Source organism: Vibrio sp. VP6, assembly GCF_028823755.1.
Taxonomy (GTDB): Bacteria; Pseudomonadota; Gammaproteobacteria; order Enterobacterales; family Vibrionaceae; genus Vibrio; species Vibrio parahaemolyticus.
Genome location: NZ_JAPEID010000003.1, coordinates 196,957 through 220,559 on the forward strand (window position 1 = coordinate 196,957; position 23,603 = coordinate 220,559).

General features: G+C 43.7%; 23 protein-coding genes. 13 read left to right on the forward strand and 10 right to left on the reverse strand.

All coding sequences use genetic code 11. The annotated features are described in order from the left end of the window. Nucleotides 1-8: 8 nt before the first annotated feature. The 5 genes from cobC to btuD all read left to right on the forward strand — a co-directional run bounded on the left by cobC (nt 9) and on the right by btuD (nt 5,858). Nucleotides 9-623, forward strand: a complete 615-nt coding sequence (cobC, locus tag OU793_RS03335; protein WP_005480583.1) for an alpha-ribazole phosphatase — start codon at nt 9-11, stop codon at nt 621-623. 144 nt (nt 624-767) lie between these two features. Further along, nucleotides 768-2,567, forward strand: a complete 1,800-nt coding sequence (locus tag OU793_RS03340) for a M3 family oligoendopeptidase (RefSeq protein WP_140103821.1) — start codon at nt 768-770, stop codon at nt 2,565-2,567. Between the two features lie 430 nt (nt 2,568-2,997). Next, the gene (locus tag OU793_RS03345) at nt 2,998-4,026 is read left to right on the forward strand and encodes a succinylglutamate desuccinylase (protein WP_159404137.1); all 1,029 of its coding nucleotides are present in this window, start codon (nt 2,998-3,000) and stop codon (nt 4,024-4,026) included. 82 nt (nt 4,027-4,108) lie between these two features. Then, complete coding sequence (gene btuC / locus OU793_RS03350; RefSeq protein ID WP_031816043.1) at nt 4,109-5,104, forward strand: vitamin B12 ABC transporter permease BtuC; 996 nt, start codon at nt 4,109-4,111, stop codon at nt 5,102-5,104. Continuing rightward, nucleotides 5,091-5,858: a vitamin B12 ABC transporter ATP-binding protein BtuD gene (btuD, locus tag OU793_RS03355; protein ID WP_140103818.1), complete on the forward strand. Its 768-nt coding sequence runs from the start codon at nt 5,091-5,093 to the stop codon at nt 5,856-5,858. Before btuC ends, btuD begins: the two co-directional genes overlap by 14 nt. Before the next feature lie 78 nt (nt 5,859-5,936). On the opposite strand, the gene OU793_RS03360 is transcribed toward btuD, so the two are convergent. From OU793_RS03360 to OU793_RS03370, 3 genes are all read right to left on the reverse strand, one after another. Beyond that, nucleotides 5,937-6,512: a nucleoside triphosphate pyrophosphohydrolase family protein gene (locus OU793_RS03360; RefSeq protein WP_140103817.1), complete on the reverse strand. Its 576-nt coding sequence runs from the start codon at nt 6,510-6,512 to the stop codon at nt 5,937-5,939. 113 nt (nt 6,513-6,625) lie between these two features. Then, nucleotides 6,626-7,207: a DUF1415 domain-containing protein gene (locus tag OU793_RS03365; RefSeq protein ID WP_015296612.1), complete on the reverse strand. Its 582-nt coding sequence runs from the start codon at nt 7,205-7,207 to the stop codon at nt 6,626-6,628. 50 nt (nt 7,208-7,257) lie between these two features. Continuing rightward, nucleotides 7,258-8,481, reverse strand: coding sequence for an MFS transporter (locus OU793_RS03370; protein WP_023584286.1), 1,224 nt, complete (start codon nt 8,479-8,481; stop codon nt 7,258-7,260). A 106-nt stretch (nt 8,482-8,587) separates the two neighbouring features. On the opposite strand from OU793_RS03370, the gene OU793_RS03375 reads away from it, so the two are divergent. Next, on the forward strand, nt 8,588-9,457 hold the full coding sequence (locus OU793_RS03375) for a LysR family transcriptional regulator (protein WP_029855844.1): 870 nt from the start codon (nt 8,588-8,590) through the stop codon (nt 9,455-9,457). 54 nt (nt 9,458-9,511) lie between these two features. Here the strand turns inward: OU793_RS03375 and OU793_RS03380 are convergent, their stop codons facing one another. After that, complete coding sequence (locus OU793_RS03380) at nt 9,512-9,742, reverse strand: glutaredoxin family protein (protein WP_005454961.1); 231 nt, start codon at nt 9,740-9,742, stop codon at nt 9,512-9,514. Nucleotides 9,743-10,047: 305 nt separating this feature from the next. On the opposite strand from OU793_RS03380, the gene OU793_RS03385 reads away from it, so the two are divergent. From OU793_RS03385 to rlmF, 7 genes are all read left to right on the forward strand, one after another. Further along, nucleotides 10,048-11,538, forward strand: a complete 1,491-nt coding sequence (locus tag OU793_RS03385; protein ID WP_069541093.1) for a hypothetical protein — start codon at nt 10,048-10,050, stop codon at nt 11,536-11,538. 4 nt (nt 11,539-11,542) lie between these two features. Continuing rightward, the gene (locus OU793_RS03390) at nt 11,543-12,682 is read left to right on the forward strand and encodes a polysaccharide pyruvyl transferase family protein (protein WP_159404136.1); all 1,140 of its coding nucleotides are present in this window, start codon (nt 11,543-11,545) and stop codon (nt 12,680-12,682) included. Nucleotides 12,683-12,691: 9 nt separating this feature from the next. Then, complete coding sequence (locus OU793_RS03395) at nt 12,692-13,408, forward strand: IspD/TarI family cytidylyltransferase (RefSeq protein ID WP_005454982.1); 717 nt, start codon at nt 12,692-12,694, stop codon at nt 13,406-13,408. Between the two features lie 4 nt (nt 13,409-13,412). Beyond that, nucleotides 13,413-14,447: an NAD(P)-dependent oxidoreductase gene (locus tag OU793_RS03400; protein ID WP_069501642.1), complete on the forward strand. Its 1,035-nt coding sequence runs from the start codon at nt 13,413-13,415 to the stop codon at nt 14,445-14,447. Between the two features lie 6 nt (nt 14,448-14,453). Then, nucleotides 14,454-15,263, forward strand: a complete 810-nt coding sequence (locus tag OU793_RS03405) for a phosphorylcholine transferase LicD (protein ID WP_005455037.1) — start codon at nt 14,454-14,456, stop codon at nt 15,261-15,263. 149 nt (nt 15,264-15,412) lie between these two features. Continuing rightward, nucleotides 15,413-15,928 carry a M48 family metallopeptidase gene (locus OU793_RS03410; protein ID WP_005454903.1) on the forward strand — a complete coding sequence of 172 codons (516 nt, stop codon included), beginning with the start codon at nt 15,413-15,415 and terminating at the stop codon, nt 15,926-15,928. Next, nucleotides 15,915-17,042 carry a 23S rRNA (adenine(1618)-N(6))-methyltransferase RlmF gene (gene rlmF, locus OU793_RS03415; RefSeq protein ID WP_015296617.1) on the forward strand — a complete coding sequence of 376 codons (1,128 nt, stop codon included), beginning with the start codon at nt 15,915-15,917 and terminating at the stop codon, nt 17,040-17,042. Before OU793_RS03410 ends, rlmF begins: the two co-directional genes overlap by 14 nt. A 68-nt stretch (nt 17,043-17,110) precedes the next feature. Here rlmF and OU793_RS03420 read toward each other — a convergent pair whose 3' ends face one another. From OU793_RS03420 to OU793_RS03445, 6 genes are all read right to left on the reverse strand, one after another. Then, nucleotides 17,111-17,431, reverse strand: a complete 321-nt coding sequence (locus OU793_RS03420) for a hypothetical protein (protein WP_005455025.1) — start codon at nt 17,429-17,431, stop codon at nt 17,111-17,113. Between the two features lie 73 nt (nt 17,432-17,504). Beyond that, on the reverse strand, nt 17,505-19,091 hold the full coding sequence (locus OU793_RS03425; protein ID WP_159404135.1) for a S41 family peptidase: 1,587 nt from the start codon (nt 19,089-19,091) through the stop codon (nt 17,505-17,507). Nucleotides 19,092-19,385: 294 nt separating this feature from the next. Then, nucleotides 19,386-20,150 (reverse strand): transcriptional regulator, encoded by a 765-nt coding sequence (locus OU793_RS03430; protein ID WP_140103497.1) that lies wholly within the window; start codon nt 20,148-20,150, stop codon nt 19,386-19,388. A gap of 24 nt (nt 20,151-20,174) precedes the next feature. Continuing rightward, entirely contained in the window at nt 20,175-20,849 is a 675-nt protein-coding gene (locus OU793_RS03435; RefSeq protein ID WP_005480641.1) for a GntR family transcriptional regulator, read from the reverse strand. A 167-nt stretch (nt 20,850-21,016) separates the two neighbouring features. Further along, nucleotides 21,017-22,543: an aldehyde dehydrogenase (NADP(+)) gene (locus OU793_RS03440; protein ID WP_140103496.1), complete on the reverse strand. Its 1,527-nt coding sequence runs from the start codon at nt 22,541-22,543 to the stop codon at nt 21,017-21,019. Between the two features lie 18 nt (nt 22,544-22,561). Then, entirely contained in the window at nt 22,562-23,563 is a 1,002-nt protein-coding gene (locus tag OU793_RS03445; protein WP_023584276.1) for a 4-hydroxyproline epimerase, read from the reverse strand. Nucleotides 23,564-23,603 lie beyond the last annotated feature (40 nt).

Below are 23,603 nucleotides of genomic sequence, written 5' to 3' on the forward strand. Positions count from 1 at the left end.
CGAAGGTAATGAAAACGCTCAATATCTATCTTATGCGTCATGGAAAAGTAGACGCCGCGCCTGGCTTACATGGTCAGACTGATCTCAAAGTGAAAGAGGCCGAGCAGCAGCAAATCGCCATGGCTTGGAAAACCAAAGGATACGACGTAGCGGGGATAATATCGTCGCCGCTTTCTCGTTGTCACGATTTGGCGCAAATATTAGCTGAGCAACAATTGTTGCCAATGACCACCGAAGACGATCTGCAAGAAATGGACTTTGGTGACTTCGATGGCATGCCATTTGATTTGCTTACTGAACATTGGAAAAAACTCGATGCCTTTTGGCAATCACCCGCTCACCATTCGTTGCCTAATGCCGAGAGCTTAAGCACATTTTCTCAGCGCGTTAGTCGCGCTTGGTCTCAAATCATTAACGATATCAATGACAACTTGTTAATTGTCACGCATGGTGGCGTAATTCGAATAATTCTCGCTCATGTTTTGGGCGTGGATTGGCGCAATCCTCAATGGTATTCGACATTGGCGATAGGAAATGCCTCAGTCACTCATATAACAATTACTATTGATGACCAAATTTACGCCTCAGTTCGTTCAATAGGCGTGCCTCTTGTAGAAGATTAAAATCAGGCGCTGTTGGCCTTCAACGCGAAACAAATCAAGGAAGAAAAGCAGCCCTAGTCATGGAAGAAATCGGCTTTCTAAATCCTATTTTGTTAGGAGGAAGAGGAAAGGCCGATTCGATTACATCAAAAGGAACTCTAAAAAATGACCACTCCTAGTTGGGACTTATCCATCGTTTACAACGACCTTGCCGACCCTCGAATTCAAGACGATATCGCACTTGTTGAGCAATGTATTGACCTGCTGAATAAGCAATCGCAAGATTGTGAAAATGTGGAAGTGATGCAAAATGCCATTCTGACTAACGAAGCAGCAAGTCGCTTGGCGGGCACGGTCTACAACTTCGCAAATTGCTACTCATCAGTGAACGCTACTAACGCCGAAGCGAAAGCGCTTTCTGGTCGTATGATGCGTATTTTCTCTGAATTGTCTCAAGCGTTTAGTGCTTTCGAACTTACCTTAACGCATGCAGATGATGAGTTCATTGCTCGCGTTCTCGATCACGAAAATCCAGACATCAGCGGTCAAGCTTTCTCTATTATGGAGTCGAGAAAACTGGCAGATACACGCTTGAGTATGGAAGAAGAAAAGCTTTTAGCTGCGATGAGTGTGGACGGAAAATCCGCGTGGGGCAATTTGTACGATAACTTGACGGGTTCGTTAAAGGTTACGTTAGACCATGCTGATGGCACTACTGAAGAGCTCGGTTTCTCCCAAGCTGCAAGTATCCTTTACGGTTCAGAGTTTGACCGCCAAGAAGCGGCATGGCGTGGCGTCCAAAAAGCAATGGAAACGCACCAAGAGTCTTTCGCCGCGATTTTAAATGCACTTGCAGGCTGGCGTTTAACTGAAAACAAAAAGCGCTCGACTAAGCGAGAGGTACACTTTTTAGATCCAAGTTTGTACGGTAGCCGCATTCACTCTGAAACCTTGGCTGCCATGATGAAAGTGGCGAAGGACAGTCGTGATATTGGTCAAAAAGCCGGTAAATTGATGGCGCAAGTGCACGGTTTGGATGAGATGAAGCCGTGGAACCACCTTGCTGCAATGCCTGCATTAAGCGGTGATGCTAAAGTCTACGATTTCAATGAAGCAATCGATGTGATTTGCGAAGCGTTTGAAACTGTCAACCCAGAGATGTCTGAGTTTGTGCGTTTAATGGTTCAAAACGGTTGGATTGATGCCGCGCCCAATGCCAATAAACGTTTGGGGGCGTACTGCACTAAGCTACCAGCCACGCGCACACCGTTGGTATTCATGACGTGGAGTGGTAGCCGTTCTGATTTGATGACATTGGCTCACGAACTTGGTCATGCCTTCCATAACTGGGTTATTCGAGATCTGCCGCTTTGCCAAACTTACTACCCAATGACACTGGCAGAAACCGCTTCTATTTTTGCAGAGAATATCGTACGCGATCATTTGATCTCGAAAGCAGAAAGTGTGGACGACAAACTCGAAATGCTGTGGGAAGAGTTGTCTTCTGCGCTGGCGTTAATGATCAATATTCCTGTTCGATACGAGTTTGAAAAAGCATTCTACGAACGTCGTCAGGAGGGAGAATTAACCGCTCAGGATTTCTGTAATCTGATGTCAGAAACGTGGGAAGATTGGTACGGAGACGTGATGAGTGAAGCTGACCCCTATTTTTGGGCAAGCAAGCTGCACTTCTCGATTGCCGATGTGAGTTTCTATAACTATCCGTATCTATTCGGCTTCTTGTTCAGTAAAGGCATTTATGCGCAACGTGAAGCTAAAGGTGAAAACTTCTACATTGATTACGTTAATTTACTGCGTGATACTGGCAACATGATGGCAGAAGAGGTGGTTGAAAAACATCTATCGATGGACTTAACCAAACCAGACTTCTGGCAACAAAGCGTGGAGCTCGTGCGCGACAAAGTCGATGAGTTTGAACGCCTACTTGCGCAGCGTAGCCAATAAAACGTTGAGTTCTGTTGACCCTAGTTGATGAATCTTGCTCGGATAGGGCTTCAGTTCGAACTATTTGGTGGTACTGGCGGTTTCTTTGGTTCGCATAGCCGCTTGCTCATAGAAGCAGTGACAAAGCAAATGACCATGTGTTGTATAAAGAATCCGCACACCGCCGAAAAAATCGGCTCAAAAGGTTAACAGACACTCAAACTTGATCAAATCATAATGATCTTACAGAAGGCTGTGGTAAAGTTCACAGCCCTAACACTTTGTAATTGTTTAAAAAATAAACGCCTCAATGCTTGATTTGAGTGCATGGCGCAAATGGGTATCGGATTTTTGATAAATTTAGCGGTTTCTACTCATAAGTGAGATCGCAGCAACAAAAATCCTTTGTACAATTTATTAACATACCCGCCGTGCTATTAAGGAGTAACGCATGACGAAGTCTCTCTTTCGCCAATCGTTTTTAACTGACACGTTAGATGTTCATATTGATGTAGCGCCAGCGGAGCAGGTGCTATCAAACGGCGTACAACTCAAACTCTATCAGCGTGGTGTGCTAGAAGTCATTCCTGAATACCCGACTCAGGAAACGAAGAACATCATCATCTCTTGTGGTATTCACGGGGATGAAACCGCACCGATGGAGCTGGTGGATTCGATCATTAAAGACATCGAATCTGGATTCCAGAAAGTCGATGCACGTTGCCTATTCATTATTGCTCACCCTGAGTCAACTCTGGCGCATACACGATTCCTAGAAGAAAACCTCAATCGTCTATTCGATGAAAAAGAGCACGAACCAACGAAAGAACTGGCGATTGCTGATACGCTGAAACTGTTGGTGCGAGATTTCTATCAAGATACCGAACCAAAAACGCGTTGGCACCTAGATTTGCATTGTGCTATTCGTGGTTCGAAACATTACACGTTTGCGGTAAGCCCAAAAACGCGCCACCCAGTTCGCAGCAAAGCGTTGGTGGATTTTCTCGATAGTGCGCATATTGAAGCTGTGTTGTTATCCAATTCACCATCAAGTACGTTCAGTTGGTACAGTGCAGAGAATTACGGTGCACAAGCGCTAACGATGGAGCTTGGCCGCGTCGCTAGAATTGGTGAAAACGCTCTGGACAGATTAACGGCATTTGACTTGGCTCTGCGTAATTTGATTGCAGAAGCTCAGCCAGAGCACTTATCGAAACCGTGTATTAAATATCGCGTAAGTCGCACTATCGTCCGCTTGCATGATGATTTCAATTTCATGTTTGACGACAACGTGGAGAATTTTACTTCGTTTGTTCATGGTGAAGTCTTTGGTCATGATGGCGACAAGCCTCTGATGGCTAAAAATGATAACGAAGCGATTGTCTTCCCAAATCGTCATGTCGCTATTGGTCAACGTGCTGCACTGATGGTTTGTGAAGTGAAAACGCGTTTTGAAGAGGGTGAGTTGGTTTACGATTAATCCAATATTACTCTTAGAAGTTAATTGCAATCTACCGAGGCTTAACTGTAAGGTTAAGCCTCGTTTGTTTTTATCGGCCACTATGGATTTTCAACAACTTATCTTGAACAAGGAGCGACGCTGGCAGCGTAATCTCGTGATTATGTCAGTCGTACTCGTTTTACTCTCTACTATTCATTTGATGGTCGGAGAGGTTTTCCTTTCTCCTTTTCAATCCCTCTCTGTATTTGAGCAAAAGCTATTACTGGATTTGCGTCTGCCAAGATTGGTCGCAGCAGCAATGATAGGAGCTGCATTGGCCGTATCTGGTGCCACACTACAAGTTTTGTTGGGGAATGTGCTGGCAGAGCCGGGCGTGCTTGGCATTTCTGGGGGCGCAAGTTTGGCGATGGTTTTGGTGATGTTTGCATTGCCTGTGCTGCCAACGCCTATGATCTTTATGTTGGCGGCGATAGCTGGCTCGATGTTGTTCACGCTGATATTGGTTGGTATTGCTCGGGCGATGCATCTCACGACAGCGCGTTTACTGTTAGTCGGTGTCGCGTTGGGTATTTTATCCAGTGCCATCGTGACATGGGCTTTTTACTTCAGTGACGATTTAAGTCTACGCCAGCTAATGTACTGGCTTATGGGGAGCATTGGTGGCGCGAGTTGGTATCAGCACACGGTAACATTAGTCATGTTCCCTGTTCTAGTTTGGCTATGTTGCCAAGGTAAACCGCTCGATAAGTTAATGCTTGGAGAGATTCATGCCACTCAACTCGGTGTCGATGTTCATCAGATGCGCTGGAAGTTGATTTTAGCCATCTCAGTGTTGGTTGGTTGCTCCGTCGCATTAGGTGGCATCATTAGCTTTGTTGGCTTGGTGGTTCCGCATTTGCTGCGATTAGCGTTTGGCACAGAAAACCGTTACTTGTTGCCAATGTCGGCAATATCTGGTGCAGCTTTGCTTGTTTTTGCAGATATTGGTGCGCGCTTATTGTTGGATTCCGCAGAACTGCCTTTAGGTGTGATGACGACTTCTATCGGTGCGCCTATTTTCATTTGGATGTTGGTGAAGAGTCATGATGCGCGTTAAGCATATAGCGGTTGGAAGTCGTTTGCTGCCACTTTCATTTGAATGCAAAGCTGGCGAAGTCGTCCACATTGTCGGACCAAACGGCTCTGGTAAGAGTACGTTACTCGCAGCGATTTCTGGCACATTAACTGGCAGGGACGGAGCGAGCGGTGAAGTTCATGTGGATGACAAGAACTTGCTTACGTTATCTTTGTCGGAACAAGCTCATGTTCGCGGTTACTTATGTCAGCAATCTAGACCTGCATTTAACGTCGATGTTTTTCAATATCTTGCGTTGTCCTTGCCAAGTGGCACTGCGATCACTGATGGTAAAGTTCGTGATGCCGTTAATATGGTGGTCGAGCTCGTCCAACTGCAAGATAAGTTGCACCGCAGCATTCAAACGCTATCAGGAGGCGAGTGGCAACGCGTACGCTTAGCGGGTGTATGCTTACAAGTGTGGAGAACGATAAATCCATACTCGCAGTTGTTGATTTTAGATGAGCCAGCCGCTCCGCTCGACATCGCTCAAGAAGGTTTGTTGTATCAGTTAATCAATGCTATCGCGGCACAAGGTATTAGCGTGCTCGTGGCGAATCATGATTTGAATCGCACCCTTAAACATGCCGATAAAGTGTTATTGCTCAGTAATGGTGTGTTGCATGCGTCGGGCAGGGCGGATGACGTGCTCTCCGAGACTGGTCTCGCTGAAGTGTTCAAAACTCAGGTCAGAAAAGTGATGATAGACGAGAGACCGTATTTGATCTTCGATTAGAGCCTAGGTTTGTGCTGATAAAATAAAAACGACCCGTATAAGGTCGTTTTTTTGTTTCTTGAATACTTAACCAAGTATTTATTGAGTTAGCGGTTTTAAGTCCGCTGGACGGTAGTAAACCGACTTGAGCACTTTGCCTTTACGTACGGTTTTGCCTTCAGACACGAAGTCTTGTGCACATTTTGCGATGATGTATTCGCCTTTTTGTACAGCCATCAACTTGATACCTTGCTCTGCGTAGAAGGTTTCGGTCTCAGTATACTCTTGCTCATTGCGGCATACTTTGCTCATGTTGCTTGAATGAACTTCGTCCCAACAAGGAATAAAGTCGATTCCGCGGTTTACTGCAACGTTCAGTAAAAGATCAATGAGGTAGCTGATCGCTAGGTTATCTTCTACTTTGCTGTGACCAAGGTGAACTAGACGACCCATTAGAACGTAAACGCTGTCTACAATCGCATCGGCTTGTTCAGTTTTACAATCTGCTTCTGCTAGCTCTGTTAGCTCTTCGATCGCCAAAGAGGTGTGTAGTGTGTCTGCTTGTGCATCTAGGCTTGCAGCGTCTGCGACTGGTAGGTCGAACGTACTACGGAACTCGGTGATGTCACGGTATAAGTGATCAAAAATCTCTTGGGTTAGCTTTGACAGTTGCATTCTAATGTCCATTGAATCGATTGAAGGGGCAATGATACCAAACCGCACTTTAATCCCCAAGAGATCAGAATCTAACTGATTAGAAATCGTCTCTTGAGGTTCTAAACTGTGGCTTAACGAAATAGATAAGGGAAGAGCTTTTTACGTTCTTCTTCTGAAAGAGCAGAAACTCGCGCGATGTTTGTGTCGGGAATAGACTCAGGGTCAGGGTAGTGCTTCAACACCTTTTCCATACTCTCTTCTCGAATAAGATGGAAGATTGGGTATGGTGAACGATTGGTTAAGTTCTCGTCATCTTCTGGCGCTGCACCACCGAAGCAATAGTCTGGATGGAAAGTCGCCACTTGGAATATACCTTCCCAATCCTGTTGTTTGATCAGCCCTTCAACCCAATCGATGCAGAAGTTGTAGTCCCAGAAATCTTGCAGCATGTTAGGTACGACGACCAATGTTGTTTCCAGCTTTTCTGGTTCGGTGGTGCTGAGTTCAATAAGTTGCAGCAGAATATCCTCAAGCAGCGCTTCTTCTTGTGTTGCTTCGCTGACAAAAATCTTGATTTGTTTGTTACGCTGCGGCTTTGCAGCGAAAGGACACAAATTCAGACCAATCACGACATCATTAAGCCATTGATCGACTTGTTGCGTGATCGCATTAATATCTGTATTCGGTGTTTCTTGTGTTGAGCGCGTTGGCATACGACTTTCTTGCTTTTATGAATTTGGCGCAAGCATAGCAGAGAAGTCGATTAACTTCTTCCCAAGCTTGCTACATCAGTGTTGCTGTCGGTATCTACGCTTTCACAAATGTGTTTTAAGTAGGCAATGGCAGCAAACATCACGGCATACAAAACGCTTCCGCCAAGCAGTACGGTTGGCCAACCGCCATGTTGCCAACAGTAGAGCAATAAAAAACCACCTAAACTTCCGCCAACATAGTAGTGCACCAAGTACAAAGCTGTTGCGGTTGCTTTTGCTTGTGTTGCGTTTTGGCCTACCCAGCCGTAAGCCAAAGTATGGGTAAAAAACGCGCCAAAACTAATCAGCAGAAGACCGATAAGCATAGCGGCGAGGCTCTCAAAAGCCGCAATCCACATGCCTGCCATGCTAACCACAGCGCCTATGAACATACCTAGAATAGAAGAGTAACGTTTGCTCCAATGCCCTGCGCATCGAGAAGAAAAAGTTCCTCCCAGATAACAGATGAATATCAACGATGCCAGACCGACCGGAACGTTGTGCGGCGCGCTAACCAAACGAAAGCCCATCACTGAGTAAAGATTGACGAACAACGCAAAGTTAAGGCCGCCGATGAGCATTGCAAACCAAACCCGCTGATTTCGGAAGTGGCCAATAATGGCGCGATTTTGGTGTCTTAAGCTGCTGGATGAAGGTGTGAAATTGCGCTGCTTTGGCAATAAGTAGTGCACGCAGATTACGCCAATCAGTGTTACAACCATCATGACTTCGATGGCGACATCGACACTAAAGTTATCCGCCAACAAACCGCCGCTAATACGTCCTGCGATACCACCTAATGAGTTTGCTGCAATGTAAGTACCAATGGCCATTGAAAATGCGTGCTTATCAAGTTCTTCTGCCATGTATGCGACGGCAACAGCGGCAAATGCGGCTAAAGCGATTCCGATTAATGCTCGGCATGCAACCAAAAATATAAATGAGTCTCCGAGTAGCATCAACGCAGAAATGGCAGGAATAGAGAACAAGCCAACCATCATGACTGGCTTACGACCAATGGATTCGGACAAGACCGCCATTGGCACCAAACTGAATGAAAGCGCTAACGTCGAGGCAGCAAACAACCAGTTAACCTGCGTTTCTGAAATGGAAAACAGCGTTGCGAAGGTCGGCAGCATAGGTTGTAAAAGGTATAGGTTAGAAAAAACCAAAAAAGAGCCAAGCGCCAGAGATAGCGTAATGCGTTTGTATTCCGGAGTACCAAAGCTGACCATGTTTCCTGCCTGATAGGAGCAATAAAGGAGATTGTGATCAATCTATCAGTTGGATATGGATTAAAAAAATATATTAAAAATATGGATACGATATATTTTTGATCTTATGGAATCGAAACAACTGAAACATTTTCTGGCTGTCGCTGAGCATGGCAATATCACCCACGCAGCTAAGGCACTTCATATCGCGCAACCAGCGTTAAGCATTTCGATAAAAAAATTCGAACAGTCACTCGGCGTGACGTTGTTTCGTCGTGAAGATAAGAAAATCAGCCTAACGAAAGAGGGGGAAACCTTACTCATTCACGCGCAGCGAGTGATTCAACAACTGCACGACGCGCAATTAGCGATTGATGAACTAAAAGGTTTAGCAAAAGGAGAAGTGCGCCTTGGCACGCCTTCTATGATGGGGAGTTACTTCTTCCCGCGTATCGTGATGGCGTTTAAGAGCCAGTTTCCTGATCTGAAATTGACGCTCGTTGAGGCTGGCACGCAATCTATTCGTCGAATGTTGCTCAATGGACAACTAGATATCGGCGTGATCAGCTGTGACGATGTACCTGAAGATCTAGAAACGGACCATTTGTTCAGCAGCCAAATGGTGGCCGTTGTTGCTCCCGAGCATGAGCTAGCGCAGCGCGAAGCCATAACGTTTGATGAATTTTTCGAGCATGAATTGGTGATGTTTCAGCACGGATATTTTCATCGAGAATTCTTAGACCATGTCAGTGAAGAGCACGGTTTCAGCATGAAATCTTCCTTTGAAACCAACTTGCTGCCGCTGATATTGAGCATCGTCAGGCAGGAGTTTGCCATTACGGCCCTGCTTGAGCTTGTTACTCAAAACGAGAAGGGGGTTGTTGGCATTCCGTTTTATCCACCAGTAACGCTCGATTTGGCACTAGCTTGGCGGAAAGAAGGGTATTTATCTATCGCAGATCGGACGTTTATTGATTTTGTGAAACGTTACGTCTGATACAAAAAGAGCTTCTTATTTCAGAAGCTCTTGTCACTATCCATTTATAGGCGATTAACTGCCACTGTACATCTTTTCGAAGTTCTTCGGATTCCAACCGATCATTACTCGGTCACCAATCTTCAATACAGGCACAGAGCGAGCACCAAGTGCATCAAGCTCTTTACGACCACGTTGCATTTTCGCGTTACAAAGGCGGTAATTAATGTTTTTCGAATCAAGATAACGTTGAGCATCTTTGCAGTGAGGGCATTTGTCTTTGACATAAAGAACGACACGTTTCATTGAATTTCTCTCCATTATCATTGGGAGGCGAAGTCTACTATATGCTTCTTCAACTCTCCAGAACTTGATTTGTTGAGTAAAAGAATGAGGTTTGGAAAGTGAAAGTCATAAAAATGTAATGCCAATAAAGAACGTAAGGTTGGGAAAAAGTACCAAACGCTTTGATTGGTACCTGTAGCAATAGAACTTAAATATCCTTTTATTTACTATCTGAATGCTAATTGTTGCATTGATATGACGTTTTTATGAATTGTTGTAACTAATTCACTTAAACGTCGAGTTTTACTTTAAATTCGGAAGAGAAAATGTCAGGGAAGCGGGTCGCGAAAAATACTCTTTTTCAGATCGTCAAAATGCTAATTACGACCGTAGTTAACCTGTATATGGTACGTGTTTTACTCCATCAACTTGGTGTTGAAGGCTATGGTATTTTCAACCTTATTGCCGGCGTTTTGGCGTTAATGCTGTTTTTAAATGGAGCAATGACAACATCAAGTCAGCGTTATTTGTCTTTTTACAGTACCCAACAGTTAGAAAAAAGAACTAGCGTCTTTGCTACCACAAAATCGCTACATATTGTTGTTGCAATGATTATTTTTTTACTGTTATTTTCGCTGCAAACTTTTATTTTTGAAGATTTAATTAACATTCCAGTATCAGTTGTTTCTTCCGCTCAATCGTTATACCAGATTATGGCTGTCGGCGTATTAGCATCTGTAGTAACCGTGCCATTTAATGCGCAAATTAATGCCAATGAAGATTTAGGTATTGATGCTGTGTTTAGTGTTTTTGAATCACTGCTTAAGTTGATTTCGGCATTTTTGATTATCCTCTTTGAAAATCAACTAGTCGCTCTGGGAGCTTTGTTTGTCTTAGTTTCTTGGACAATGCTTATTATGAAGGTGGCTTACTGTCGGATTAAATATGAAGAATGTAACCTTATAAACTTCAAATTAGATATTGCCTTATTTAAAGAAATGATTGGCTTCACGAGTTGGAACTCGTTTGGTGCCATTTGTGGCGTTGCTAGAGTTCAAGGCTTGGCTGTTGTGCTCAATAACTTCTTTGGCGTTTATATCAATGCTGTTTATGCCATTGCTGTTCAAGTAAATGGAAAGCTAAAGGAATTTAGCATTAACATTATGAAAGCATTCAATCCAAGAATCGTAAAGGCAGAAAGTAAGGGTAATAGGGAGAAAATGCTCCACTTATCTATGTTAGCAAGCCGTTTTAGCTTGTTGCTTTACTCAGTCATCGCGCTGCCGATCTTTTTTGAAACAGATTTTATGTTGTCGATATGGTTGGGAGATTATCCTGATGGTGTACTGACTTTTATCAAGCTATTTTTAGTACTTGCGTTTGTAAACCTTACGACGGTTGGTCTTCAAACGGCTATACAAGCAACCGGAGACGTAAAGGCTTACCAGTCAACAATTGGGTCAGTGCTGCTGCTAACTGTGCCATTGGCCTATATTTTCCTATCGTTAGGTTATCCCCCTTACACCGTTATCGTTGTTTCCATTTTTATGGAGGTAGTTTCTTGTGGAATGAGGCTCGCTTTTCTCAAGCTCAAAGCCGGGTTATCCATTAAGAAATATATATTGTTTGTCATCAACAAAGCGCTTCAAGTACTAATACCAACGATAGTCGTATTGTTTTCATTAACGATAAGTTTCGAGCAAAGTATTTTAAGGTTTATTTCTACCACTTTGGTTTCATTCGGGATGATTAGCTTTTTAACGTATTGGCTGGTGTTAGGTGTAGAAGAAAAGAAAATGATAAGACTAAAGGTATAAGAGCATGACAGCGAAAAAGTTGGTGATGGTTGGCTATACACATGACACAAACCTTGGTGATCAAGTGATAGCAGATAGTGCAGAATATCTTATAAAGAAGAATATTATAGATAATGAATTCTCTGTTGAAAGGTTTAACCTAAATTATTCAAACGAATTTAATAGTTTTAAAAAATCAAAAAGAAAAGTAATAAATAAAATTTTAAGCAGACTATCTTCTAGCTCATCGTTTGATTATAAAGTTGGCTGTTATAAACGAGATTATAAAAATAAATTTAATGATGCGTCTGCAATTGTATTTGCAGGCGGAGGAATGATTAAATTTAAGTACCAAGATTGTTGGGCGCATATTTCTGCTTTAGTTGACACGGTTGCGAATAAGCCATGCCCGATTTTTTTCAACGCTGTGGGCGTCGAAGGTTATGACCAAAGCAACTACAAATGTCGATTGTTAAAAGAAAGTCTGAATCATAGTGCTATAAAAATGATTACGACACGTGATGATTTGAGCTTGCTCAATGATGGCTACATAGAAAACGGGTACATCAAAACCGCTCAAGTAGCAGATTCAGCAGTTTTCAGCTCAGAAGTTTATGGGATACAGAAAAAATCGCGAGATGTTGTCGGGCTTGGATTGGTGCGTGCAAGGATCTTCAAAGATAACGGTATTGAGCTGGATAGAACGCAAGTTATCGAGCTATATGCCTCGCTTATTTCAGAACTGGAAGCTCGCGAGCAATCTTATCAGCTATTTACTAATGGCTTGAAAAGCGACGTAGATATTCTCGAAGATCTGGAGACCTATCTAGGGAAGCAACTAAACGTTATTGAGCCACAAACGCCAAGAGAGCTGGTTGAGCTTATTTCAACATTTAAATGCACAATCGCCGCTCGACTTCATGCCTGCATTATTTCTTATTCGTTGACTGTTCCTGTTGTAGGGCTTGTTTGGAACAACAAAGTCAAAATGTTCGGTGAGTGTATAGGTTATCCAGAACGTTTCTTTTCCCATCAAGATTTTGATGCAAATGAGATCATTGATCGCTTAACCCTGTCTATCACGGAAGGTTACGAACCCAATCACTATGAGCGATATAGAGAGACTGTGAACACTAGCATTAACAAAATGATATCTATGATTTAGGAGTGAATTATGAATGTTGCCTTGATTTTTGCTGGTGGTGTCGGAACCCGAATGCAAAACAGCACTAAACCGAAGCAGTTTTTAGAGCTATATAACAAGCCAGTAATTATATACACACTTGAGAAGTTTGAAGAGAACAAAAACATTGATGCCATTGTTGTGGTTTGCGTTGAACCGTGGATCGATTATTTACGCAAACTGTTGTTCAAATTTGATATTCAGAAAGTGAAGTTTGTTATTCCCGGTGGTGAAACTGGCCAGGAGTCTATATTTAACGGCTTATGTAAGATAGAAGAAGAATTTGATCATAACTCTGTTGTTTTGATTCATGATGGCGTTCGACCTTTAATCAATGACGAAATTATCAACCGAAATATCGAAGCGGTCAAAAGTCACGGTAGTGCGATCACTACTTGTCCTCCAGTAGAGACCTTTGTCCTTGTCGACAATGAAGACGTCGTGAAAGACGTTCACGATCGTTCGTTATCTCGATTAGCGAAAGCGCCACAAAGCTTTTATTTGCGCGATATTCTTAAAGTACATCGTCAAGCGCGTGAGGACTGTTACACCGAAGCGATCGATTCATGTTCGTTGATGACAAAGTACGGATACGATGTCCGCCTAGTCTCTGGCATTTCTGAAAACATTAAAATCACGTCACCCATCGATTTCTTTATTTTTAAGGCAATAATCGATACGCAGGAAAATCTACAGGTTTTTGGTTAATTATATGAAAAATAATCGGATTAACATCATCAGTGATGATAACGAGCAATTGTACTTGAGCCAAAAGTCATGGGGTTCGTTGCGAAATAAAACTGTACTTGTTACGGGTGCGACAGGAATGCTTGCAGCTTGTATGGTTCGCTTTTTTGTTTATCTCAATAGAAAAGATCAACTGAACATCAGAGTTTTGCTGTTAGCCCGTAGTGAACAGAAAGTTCAAGACTTATTTGGTGAGCTGACCGGTGAATTTGAATGTTTTTACCAAGATGTTTGCCAGCCGATTGAGTTTGATGACGAAGTCGATTTCGTTATTCATGCGGCGAGTAATGCAAGCCCACATCACATCAAACATGATCCTGTTGGGATCATTCAGGCCAACGTTGTTGGAACCATGAATTTGCTTGAGCTCGTTAAAAACAAACGAGTAAAAAACTTTTTGTTCATGTCCACTCGTGAAGTGTATGGAAACTTAGAGAGTCAAGAGCTGATCCGCGAAAGGGACTTTGGCAGCTTTGACCCATTGGACTCAAGATCTTGCTACCCAGAGAGCAAAAGAATGGCTGAGACATTGTTACAAAGCTACGCCATTCAGCATGACGTTCCTTTCACTGCAGTGCGAATCGCTCATTCTTACGGGCCAGGTATGTTCCTAAATGATGGACGCGTGATGTCAGATTTAGTTGGTTGTGTGATAGATAATCAACCGATAGTACTGAAAAGCGATGGAAGTGCGCTGCGCTCATTTTGCTATATCACAGATGCTGTATCAGCAATGCTTTTGGTGTTGTTAAAAGGTGAGGTAAATACTGCGTACAACATTGCCAATGAAACGGAAGAAGTTTCTATATTGCAACTGGCAAACCTTCTTTCGGACCTAGGCGGTGGTATTTCTTCTGTTAAGCATGAAATATCTAACGACAATGCGTATTGTCAATATAAAAGAACCAAGTTGTGTACGGAGAAAATTGAAGCTCTGAGCTGGAAGCCAAGGGTTGATCTGAAATCTGGTCTAGAGAAAACCATCGAGTTTATTAGGTAAGTTAAATTGAAAAAACTAACATTTGAGCAGCTCAGAAGCGTACAGATGTCTATTTTAGATAGAGTGCATCTGTTTTGTGAGCGTCACGATTTGGAGTACTCGCTGGCGGGTGGAACGCTGTTAGGGGCGATACGCCACAAAGGTTACATTCCTTGGGATGATGACATCGATATTATGATGCCAAGGGAAGATTACGAATACCTGTTGCAAAATTTTGCCAAAGAGTATCCTGATTTCACGTTTTTCAACTTGGACACCAAGCACAATCCTTATCCGTTTTTGTTCAGCAAGCTATCTCTGAATGATTCTGTTATTTCGAACGGGCGAATTAAAGGCGTCGGGATCAATATTGATATATTTCCTATTGATAGCCTTGGTAAAGAGAAGGGGGCAGCAAAGTTACGCTTTTCATTAATGAAAGCGATCAACTTTTTCGCTCGTATTCAACGTTCGAGACATGATAGGGCAAACCCAATAGTAAATATCGCATTCCGGTTGTTTCAAAAGTGTTTAAAGCTTTTGCCTAAAAAATGGTTTCTATCAGCAATCAAAGGGTTGTGTTCAACATGCTCAGTTAATGATGATGGCTATGCCGTGAGCATTGGCAGCAGTTACCTTGCTAAAGAGTTTACGGAGTCATCGCTTTATCATGATTATACTTCGTGCCCATTTGAAGATCGTCAATATAAATGCATCGCTAGATACGATGATTACCTATCTATGATTTATGGTGACTACATGCAGTTGCCAAAAGAACAGGATAGAGAAAACCACGATAACGTAGGTTTTATCAAAGAGCACTTGCTTCCTATGTAGTCTCGTTATGCCTAGCTTCTCTACAAGGTTAGGCAATAACACAACAATTTATCCTTGTTAAAGTTGCGTACAGTTGACTGTTATTGGTATTACCGATTGATAAAAGCTAGAATTAGCGCCTTTACTTTGTCATAGCAGACTTAACACTCATGCATCCGTCACTTCGATACATTCAAGGCTATCCTCAGAACATCGTTGAGCAGGTGAGCTCATTGGTCGACAATGGAAAACTGATCCCTTGGTTCGAAAAGCGCTATCCAGATAGACACCAAATCAAAAGCGAGAAGGCTCTCTACGAGTATGCAATAGCGATTAAAAACCGCTATATGAAGAAAGCCTCACCAATCAGTAAAGTAGTCTACGATAAGAAAATTCATGCGGTGAACAACGCGCTGGGGCTTCATAGTGTGATCAGTCGAAATCATGGCGGGAAGCTAAAGTCAAAAAACGAAATTCGCATTGCGAACGTTTTTAAAGATGCGCCAGAGGCACTGTTGCGAATGTTAGTGGTGCATGAGCTGGCTCATACTCGCGAGAAGAATCACGATAAAGCGTTTTACCAACTGTGTTGTTACATGGAGCCTGAGTATCACCAACTCGAATTTGATGCTCGTCTGTTTATGATTTACCTCGATTTAAAAGCGAACTCGAATGAAGAACAATAGCCACAACGCGAAACAGGCTCCGTTTAAAGCAGCTAAGCCAAAGCATGATAACGACGTTAACAAGGCCAAGCCGAAGCGGGTAAAAAAGAAAGCAGCAGTGAAAGCGAAACTATCGGCAGAAAAGAGCGATGTCGATTTTATCAAGATTGCTAAAAGTGGCTTGCATGAAAGTAATGCGCATCGTGGTCGCTATGATTTCAAAAAGCTAATCGCCAGTGAGCCAGCACTGGAGTCGTTTGTTATCAAGAATCCTAAAGGCGAGGATTCAATCAACTTCTCTGACCCGAATGCAGTGAAAATACTTAACAAAGCACTTCTCACGGCGTATTACGACATTGATTTTTGGGATATTCCTGAGCACTATTTATGTCCACCAATTCCTGGTCGAGCGGACTACATTCACCGAGTGGCAGAACTGCTTGATGGTGAAGTCAAAGGAAAGTACCGCCATCAGAATGTACGCGCGCTGGATGTGGGTGTTGGAGCAAACTGTATTTATCCGATCGTCGGTGTTACTCAATACGGCTGGCACTATACGGGCAGCGATGTTGATCCGAAATCCATAGACTCCGCAGCCAATATCGTTGAGCGCAACGTCGCGTTAAACGGAAAAATTGAACTCGTACAACAAATGAGCGAGTCACACATCTATCGCGGTGTAATTCAGCCAAATGATCGCTTTGATGTGACGACCTGTAACCCGCCGTTTCATCGTTCAGCAGAAGATGCTGCGATGGGCAGTCAGCGTAAACTCGACAACCTAAAAGCAAACCAGCGAAAAAAAGGGGTCAAGTCGCAAAATAGCCCAGTGAAGCAGGGCAAGCCAACGTTGAACTTTGGTGGTCAAAACGCCGAGCTTTGGTGTGAAGGTGGAGAAGCGGCATTTATTCGTCGAATGGCCAATGAAAGCCAAGCATTCAGCTCTCAAGTGCTGTGGTTTACGACGTTGATTTCGAAAAAAGACAACGTGCGTCCGATGCGTAAGCAGCTAGAAAAGCTAGGAGTTAAAGCGATTCGTGTGGTGGAAATGAGCCAAGGCCAAAAGATCAGTCGTTTTATGGCTTGGTCATTCATGGACAAGCAGCAAAGAAAGACTTGGATTGAGCTGAAATAATTTTATCTAGTTGTATTTGTTCAGCAGAATAGATAAGAAAAGCCCGCAATTTTCAGCGGGCTTTTTGATCAACGTTTGGTGACTGGTTCACAATTCAGTGCTGTTAGTGGCACAAACTGGTCTGTTTTCGCGTAGAACAGTCCGCAGGTTGTACCGCGAATCTGCAATGTGTACTGGTCAGGAAAATCGGTATAGCTACCGTCTAGTAGCACGTTATCCTTGCCTTTAACTCTGCCTTTCTCAATCAACAAGTGCGGAGACGATTCAAATACGTTGCTTGCGATTCTCGGTGCTGGCGTACCTTGAATTTGTGCAATCGCAGCTTGTACTTCCGTTACGGCCTCCGGCGTGGTTTTAGTGCTTAAGGCTTCAACAGGTTCTCGTGACATTGCTTCACACCCCAAAATCGGTAGTGTTAGTCCAAGGCAAGCACAAAGTCTTATAGCTGTTGCGCGCCTTGATCTAGTTGATCTCAACATGAATAGCCTCTGTTCTTAGTGGTGAACGGTGATCCTTAAGTGCTGGAGAGTCGCTGTTAAGTGGCATTGTGTTGAAACTCGCAGGCGACACTTGTGGACAAGTTCCTGTATCCATGTAGTTGAGTGCGGCAGATAGCATGCGCTCGGATGTATCGCCTAGCGGCTTCGTTAAGTCGTCATCTACCCAACAACCTTCAACTCGATTATCTAAACCAAGGTTGCTGCTAATTTGGCTCTTAGGTGTTGGAACAAAACCGTCGGCAAAGTCGCCAAATTGTTTTTCGTTCGCAGATTTAAACTGAATGGTGTAGTACATGGTGCCACAGTTCTGCTCGGGTGCGAATCCATAAGGTTTACCCATTGTGGTTGAGCCAATTTGGATAACATTAACATCAATACCGCGCAGTGCATTCATCAGTAATTCACTTGAAGAGGCCGTACCGCCAGAGGTCAGCACATAAACTTGCTGCTTGCCTAGAGTAGGCAACACTTGGTCTGAGAACTTGCCTGCTGCCCAGTCGATGGCTACGTTAGTAAATGGGTATACATTGTCGCCATTAGGTATGGTTTTCATGATCTTATCGTTGTGAATAAGCTCACTAAAGACACGATTTTTATCCGCGCCGCTGAGCATGTATCCCACTTGAGAAGATTGCAGCACTAAACCGCCGCCGTTGTATCGTAAATCGATAACAATTTCATCAACCTGAGCTTCTGCCAATTTATTAAAGGCGTTAATGAGCGGTGTTTGTGCACTTGGCTCGAACGAGTTGTATTGCAGGTAACCGACTTTTTTACCGTTGTGCTCAATGACTTTCGCATTACGAACCGGAGAAGTCGCAACATCTGCGGCTTTCAGTATTACTGACTTTCTGTATCCATCTACGGTTTCAAATGTAAACGAATACTCTTTATTTATTTCTGGACTAAATAGCGTGGTATTAATCGTGTTAATTTCTGCGTTGTTTGAAGTATTAACCACATCGATTGAGCCAATCTTTATTAACTTATCTCCACGAACAATACCATTTAACGCAGCTGGAGAGTTGTCTTCCGTATAAGAAATACGGACGTTTCGAGGCTCTGTCGCTTGAATGAACGACCAATTAAATCCAAACCCAGCAACCAATCCTGATTGTGAGGATTTCATTTCATCTTCATAAGGAATAGCGAAGTGAAAGCGATCTTTCGTTTTTCCAGTTGCAGTTGTTTCAGAAGTCACGAGTGAGTGGAAATAAGCAATGACACTGCTGTAAAAGCTTGGGTTTCTATCAGGTACTTCATCGTACCAAAGGTAGGATTCATTAGTAAAAGCACGTAAAAAGAGTTTTTCTTGCAACGCTGAACCTGCTTTGTCTGGGTATGGTTGGTAACCCGCGTACGGATCTAAGCCCGTTCTTGGCGTTTCACATCGGTTGGCAAATTCGTTAGAGGTTTTACTGTAATCGCCTTGCGTCCATGCCGAATTGGTTGACGTATTGATGGATGGAGAAGCGCCGTCGCCACCACCGCCACAGCCTTGTAATAACGCTAGAGTAACTGCCGTTGCAATAGAATACTGAAATTTCATATTTGTATGTCCCTACAAGTGATGATTTTATAATTATTTAATCTGCTTGTTTTTATTTCCTTAGCATTGATGAATGTATAAATTTCAACTGTTTATGCGCAAATTTATATTTAAATATTGTGATAGGTTTAACGGAAGGTAGGTTAGTGTTTTAGCAGTATATTTATATGTGGATATTTAAATGACGTGTTTTAACAGAATTTAATGTCAATTAAATGGATTGGTTTGACAAAGTATACTGACTTGTTCAATTTATTTTAAGTTTGGAATTAATATTGGTATGTGCGATTTAATTTAAACACGTTGATTGAGCTGAGAAACATACTTTAATAAATCCCCATCAATATTAGGTAATCCGTCAGAGAAAAATATTTGTGTTCCTGGAGTGCAACGCATTAAAACGTTAGTTAACTCGCCATCTTGGTTGGAGGTATTGAGCGCATTGAACTTGACCAGTTTATTGTAAACATCATCTTCTAACTGCAATCGCTGCGCTTCGGTCAGACGAATACGACCAATACAAATACCGGGGCTGACTTCATGCGAAAGTGATTCTTTCTGAAAACGTTCACGAAATAGAGAGTCGAGATCTGAGCCTTCTTCCATCAAAAATCGGCGGCCGGAGCGATAAAACAAACCATCACCAAAATCTTCCACATAACCGAGAATCTCTGCAATGCGGAGGTAAAAACGCAAGCTTGTCTCTGTTAGGTTGTATATTTCCGCAATCTTTTTCGGCTCAAGATTTCGAGATGTTACCATATAGATGAAGTCGAGGAGGTAAGGGTGTTCGAGAAAGAGTGCACTTTGTTCATCCGTCAGCATTTGTTCGTTTTCATGCTGGAGTTGATTGGCTAAATTGGCTAGCTCGATGAGGTCAGTATTTAGGTAGTTTAGGTAGAGGAGAATTTTATCCAATCCGAGAGAGGGATTGTGAAGGTGTCGTTTAATACTCGAGAGAGGAATGCCACTTTTCTCTGATAAAGAGCTGTAACACAGCCCTTCATCTTTTATTTTTTGTCGCAGCGCCGCCAACAGAAATTTAGGTCCAACATTCATCCGTGATTCCCCTAAGTTATCTGTTTAGTTATTTGGGCTCTGTCTTTCTAACAGCAAGTTACGAATAGCTGTACCTGCTTCTAGAATGTGTTTTTTCAACAGATATTTTGCGCCATCAATATCTCTGTTCTGGCACATCTCAAACAAGGTCAAATGTTCTTGTTCCGCTTTTTTAATGCCTGTGGTAAATAACAACTGCATACGAATGTAGCGATCGCATTTGGTATTTAAGTTGTAAATCACATCCATGGTTTCTGGCATGTTGGCAGGTGCGTATAACGCTTTGTGGAATTCGTAGTTATAGTTACTCCATTCTTCCACTTCGTCGCCACTATTTACCACCGCTTCGAAACGTTCACGAACTTCACGAGCGCGTTCTAGATCTTCATCCGTCATGTTTTGAATCGCACGTTCCAGAATGTGGCATTCCACAACCGCACGCAGTTCAAATAGCTCATCGATTTTATCTGGAGACAGTTCAGTCACTGTCGCGCCTTTATGTGGCTCGAAACTGACTAAACCCTGCGCTTCCAATTGTACTAGTGCTTCACGCACAGGAATTCGGCTGACATTGAACTCTTTTGCTAACGCATCCTGACGTAAAGGCTGACCAGTTTTTAACTCGCCCTTCAGGATCTGAGTTCGAATTGCTTCTTCAACGAGCTGAGTACGCGTCTTAAAAACAGGTTTTTGTGACATTGAAGGCTCCCCTCAAAAATAAATATTGTATCCAATCCATTTAACTCTAGTAGTTTATTGTTTTTCCGGCTTAAGCCAACTACGAAATAAGGTTTTGAGAAGTAGAGTGAATTAAAAGGCACCAACTGGTGCCTTTTTGAACCATTTAGCTAAGTGTATGTTGCCTGTTATGATGTTTTGCCGTCGATAGCGCGTTGGATGTTTAACGGGTTAGACGTTTTTAATGAATCGGGCAACAAGCTTTCAGGCAACGCTTGGTAAGCGACCGGGCGTAACCAACGGTGAATCGCCTCTGCTCCGACAGAGGTTGATGCCGCATGGGTCGACGCAGGATACGGCCCACCATGAACCATCGCATAACCAACCTCTACGCCAGTTGGCCAGCCATTGAACACCAGGCGTCCGGCAATTTCTTCCAGGCATGGAATCAACTGCTCAGCGAGTGATGAATCTGCTTCAGTCGCGTGGATGGTAGCGGTGAGCGTGCCGCTCAGTGTTTCACTTAGATCGAGTAAGTCCTCGAAGTCCTTACAGACAACAATCACTGATTGAGGGCCGAAAATCTCTTCTTCCCATTTTGGGTTTGTGCGCCAGTTTTGGCTGTCGGTGACAAACAGCGCAGAGGCGACATTTGGAGAGTCAGCCTGAGAGTAAGTCACGTTAATACCCTGATCAGCGGCCCGCTTGACGACTTCGTTCTCATAGGTTTCTCGGATACCTTGAGTGAGAAGCGTAGAAGGGGACTGTTGACGAATCAAAGCCTGAGCGGTTTCGATAAAGGCTTGTGTTTCTGGAGTATTCAACGCGAACACTACTCCCGGTTTTGTACAAAACTGGCCGCAACCCATGGTCATTGATGCGACAAACTGCTCTGCAAGTGAAGCGTTGTTCTTCATTGCTTCTGGGAGAATAAAGGTTGGGTTAATGGCGCCGAGTTCTCCATAAAAAGGGATCGGCTCAGGTCTCTGTTGAGCAAGGTTGAATAAGGCACGCCCTCCGCTAACTGAGCCTGTGAACCCAACGGCTTTAATCTTAGGGTGTGTCACTAACGCTTGGCCAAGTTCACGTTTGTTACCTTGAAGCAAAGTAAAAATAGCTGAAGGCAGGTCTTCTTTATTCAGTGCGTTTTCAATACATTCGGCGACGATTTGGCTCGTTCCCGGATGCGCGGTATGACCTTTAACAATAACCGGACAGCCAGCCGCAAGTGCAGATGCGGTATCGCCACCCGCGGCTGAGAATGCCAGCGGAAAGTTCGAAGCACCAAATACGGCAACAGGGCCAATGGCAATTTGTTGGCGACGAATGTCAGGCTTTGGTAGAGGTTGGCGTTCAGGATTTGGTGTATCGAAGATAGCTTGATGATAACTGCCCGATTTTACAACATCTGCGAACAATCGTAGCTGGTTCGCCGTTCTGCCGACTTCCCCCTCTAAACGTGCCTGTGGAAGCGCTGTTTCTAAATGCGCACACGCGACAATATCTTCACGTCTTGCTTCTAACTCTGACGCAATAGAGCAGAGTAGGTTGGCGCGCTTTTCGTTGCTGAGTCGGCGAAAACTGCGTGCAATTTTGGCTGCTGCTTCCGCTGCTTGGTTAACTTCCATCTCTCCATGAACGGGAAACGCCGTCGTTAATAGTTCACCGGTAAAGGCGTTGGTGGCGTAAAACACCTGTGAGTTTTGCGAATTCATTGTTCTTCCTTACTGTCCTTATTTCACTTCAAATCCGTACGCGTACGGGTCTTCGTCATCGACCCAAATGGTGTTGTGTCCATACACTTGTGCCCAACCTTCAATGCTCGGCAAAATCGCCGTTTGCCCGTTTACTTCGGTGATGCCCTCAATACGGCCGTTAAATAGGCTGCCGATGATGCTTTCATGCACGAAATCTTCGCCTGATTTGAGTTTTCCTTTCGCGTGCCATTGCGCCATACGTGCGCTCGTGCCGGTTCCACATGGCGATCGGTCGAGTGCTTTATCGCCATAAAAAACGGCATTGCGAGCCGTTGCGCCGTCTTGCGTTGGTTTCCCTGTCCAAAGTACATGGGAAACGCCGCAAACCGTGGGGTCATTTGGATGGATGCATTCCACTGCATTAGAAACGGCGGTACGCACTTTGGGGGAGAGCATTAAAATCTCATCAGGGGAGTAATGTTCGAGTCCCGCATAATTTTCTTGTGGATCAACAATAACGTAGTAGTTGCCGCCATAAGCGACATCTACCGTGATTTCTCCTAAACCTTCGATTTCAACCGTGACATCTTGATGCGCAAGATAAGCTGGAACATTAAAAATCTTTACTGACGTGACCCTGTCACCTTTGGTTTGGTAGTGGACTTCTATTTGGCCGGCTGGCACGTCGAGGATCAAACGGCCTTCTTCTTTCGGCGTAATCAAACGATTTTCGATGGCGGTGGTCACGGTACCAATGGTGCCGTGTCCACACATAGGCAGGCAGCCACTAGTTTCAATAAAAAGGATGGAAGCATCTGCATTGTCACTGCAAGGCGGTAAAACAACGGAGCCCGACATCATTGAATGGCCACGCGGTTCAAACATTAGTGCTTGTCGAATCCAATCATAATGCTCTAAGAAATACTGACGCTTTTCACTCATCGTGTTGCCCTCAAGTGGTGGAACACCACCAGCCACCAATCTCACTGGGTTTCCACAGGTATGGGCATCGATACAGAAAAAGGTTCCTTGTCTCATTTTTCTCTCCTTGCTGAAGAAATGGGTTGAATCGAACGAG

Excerpts from the sequence above, each read along its gene's own strand:
- OU793_RS03445 (WP_023584276.1), bottom strand. The coding sequence starts at position 23,563 with ATGAGACAAGGAACCTTTTTCTGTATCGATGCCCATACCTGTGGAAAC.
- btuC (WP_031816043.1), top strand. The coding sequence starts at position 4,109 with ATGGATTTTCAACAACTTATCTTGAACAAGGAGCGACGCTGGCAGCGT.
- OU793_RS03360 (WP_140103817.1), bottom strand. The coding sequence starts at position 6,512 with ATGCAACTGTCAAAGCTAACCCAAGAGATTTTTGATCACTTATACCGT.
- OU793_RS03435 (WP_005480641.1), bottom strand. The coding sequence starts at position 20,849 with ATGTCACAAAAACCTGTTTTTAAGACGCGTACTCAGCTCGTTGAAGAA.
- OU793_RS03375 (WP_029855844.1), top strand. The coding sequence starts at position 8,588 with ATGGAATCGAAACAACTGAAACATTTTCTGGCTGTCGCTGAGCATGGC.
- OU793_RS03345 (WP_159404137.1), top strand. The coding sequence starts at position 2,998 with ATGACGAAGTCTCTCTTTCGCCAATCGTTTTTAACTGACACGTTAGAT.
- cobC (WP_005480583.1), top strand. The coding sequence starts at position 9 with ATGAAAACGCTCAATATCTATCTTATGCGTCATGGAAAAGTAGACGCC.
- OU793_RS03420 (WP_005455025.1), bottom strand. The coding sequence starts at position 17,431 with ATGTCACGAGAACCTGTTGAAGCCTTAAGCACTAAAACCACGCCGGAG.
- OU793_RS03340 (WP_140103821.1), top strand. The coding sequence starts at position 768 with ATGACCACTCCTAGTTGGGACTTATCCATCGTTTACAACGACCTTGCC.
- OU793_RS03425 (WP_159404135.1), bottom strand. The coding sequence starts at position 19,091 with ATGAAATTTCAGTATTCTATTGCAACGGCAGTTACTCTAGCGTTATTA.
- rlmF (WP_015296617.1), top strand. The coding sequence starts at position 15,915 with ATGAAGAACAATAGCCACAACGCGAAACAGGCTCCGTTTAAAGCAGCT.
- btuD (WP_140103818.1), top strand. The coding sequence starts at position 5,091 with ATGATGCGCGTTAAGCATATAGCGGTTGGAAGTCGTTTGCTGCCACTT.
- OU793_RS03380 (WP_005454961.1), bottom strand. The coding sequence starts at position 9,742 with ATGAAACGTGTCGTTCTTTATGTCAAAGACAAATGCCCTCACTGCAAA.
- OU793_RS03440 (WP_140103496.1), bottom strand. The coding sequence starts at position 22,543 with ATGAATTCGCAAAACTCACAGGTGTTTTACGCCACCAACGCCTTTACC.
- OU793_RS03430 (WP_140103497.1), bottom strand. The coding sequence starts at position 20,150 with ATGAATGTTGGACCTAAATTTCTGTTGGCGGCGCTGCGACAAAAAATA.
- OU793_RS03410 (WP_005454903.1), top strand. The coding sequence starts at position 15,413 with ATGCATCCGTCACTTCGATACATTCAAGGCTATCCTCAGAACATCGTT.
- OU793_RS03365 (WP_015296612.1), bottom strand. The coding sequence starts at position 7,207 with ATGCCAACGCGCTCAACACAAGAAACACCGAATACAGATATTAATGCG.
- OU793_RS03390 (WP_159404136.1), top strand. The coding sequence starts at position 11,543 with ATGACAGCGAAAAAGTTGGTGATGGTTGGCTATACACATGACACAAAC.
- OU793_RS03400 (WP_069501642.1), top strand. The coding sequence starts at position 13,413 with ATGAAAAATAATCGGATTAACATCATCAGTGATGATAACGAGCAATTG.
- OU793_RS03370 (WP_023584286.1), bottom strand. The coding sequence starts at position 8,481 with ATGGTCAGCTTTGGTACTCCGGAATACAAACGCATTACGCTATCTCTG.
- OU793_RS03395 (WP_005454982.1), top strand. The coding sequence starts at position 12,692 with ATGAATGTTGCCTTGATTTTTGCTGGTGGTGTCGGAACCCGAATGCAA.
- OU793_RS03385 (WP_069541093.1), top strand. The coding sequence starts at position 10,048 with ATGTCAGGGAAGCGGGTCGCGAAAAATACTCTTTTTCAGATCGTCAAA.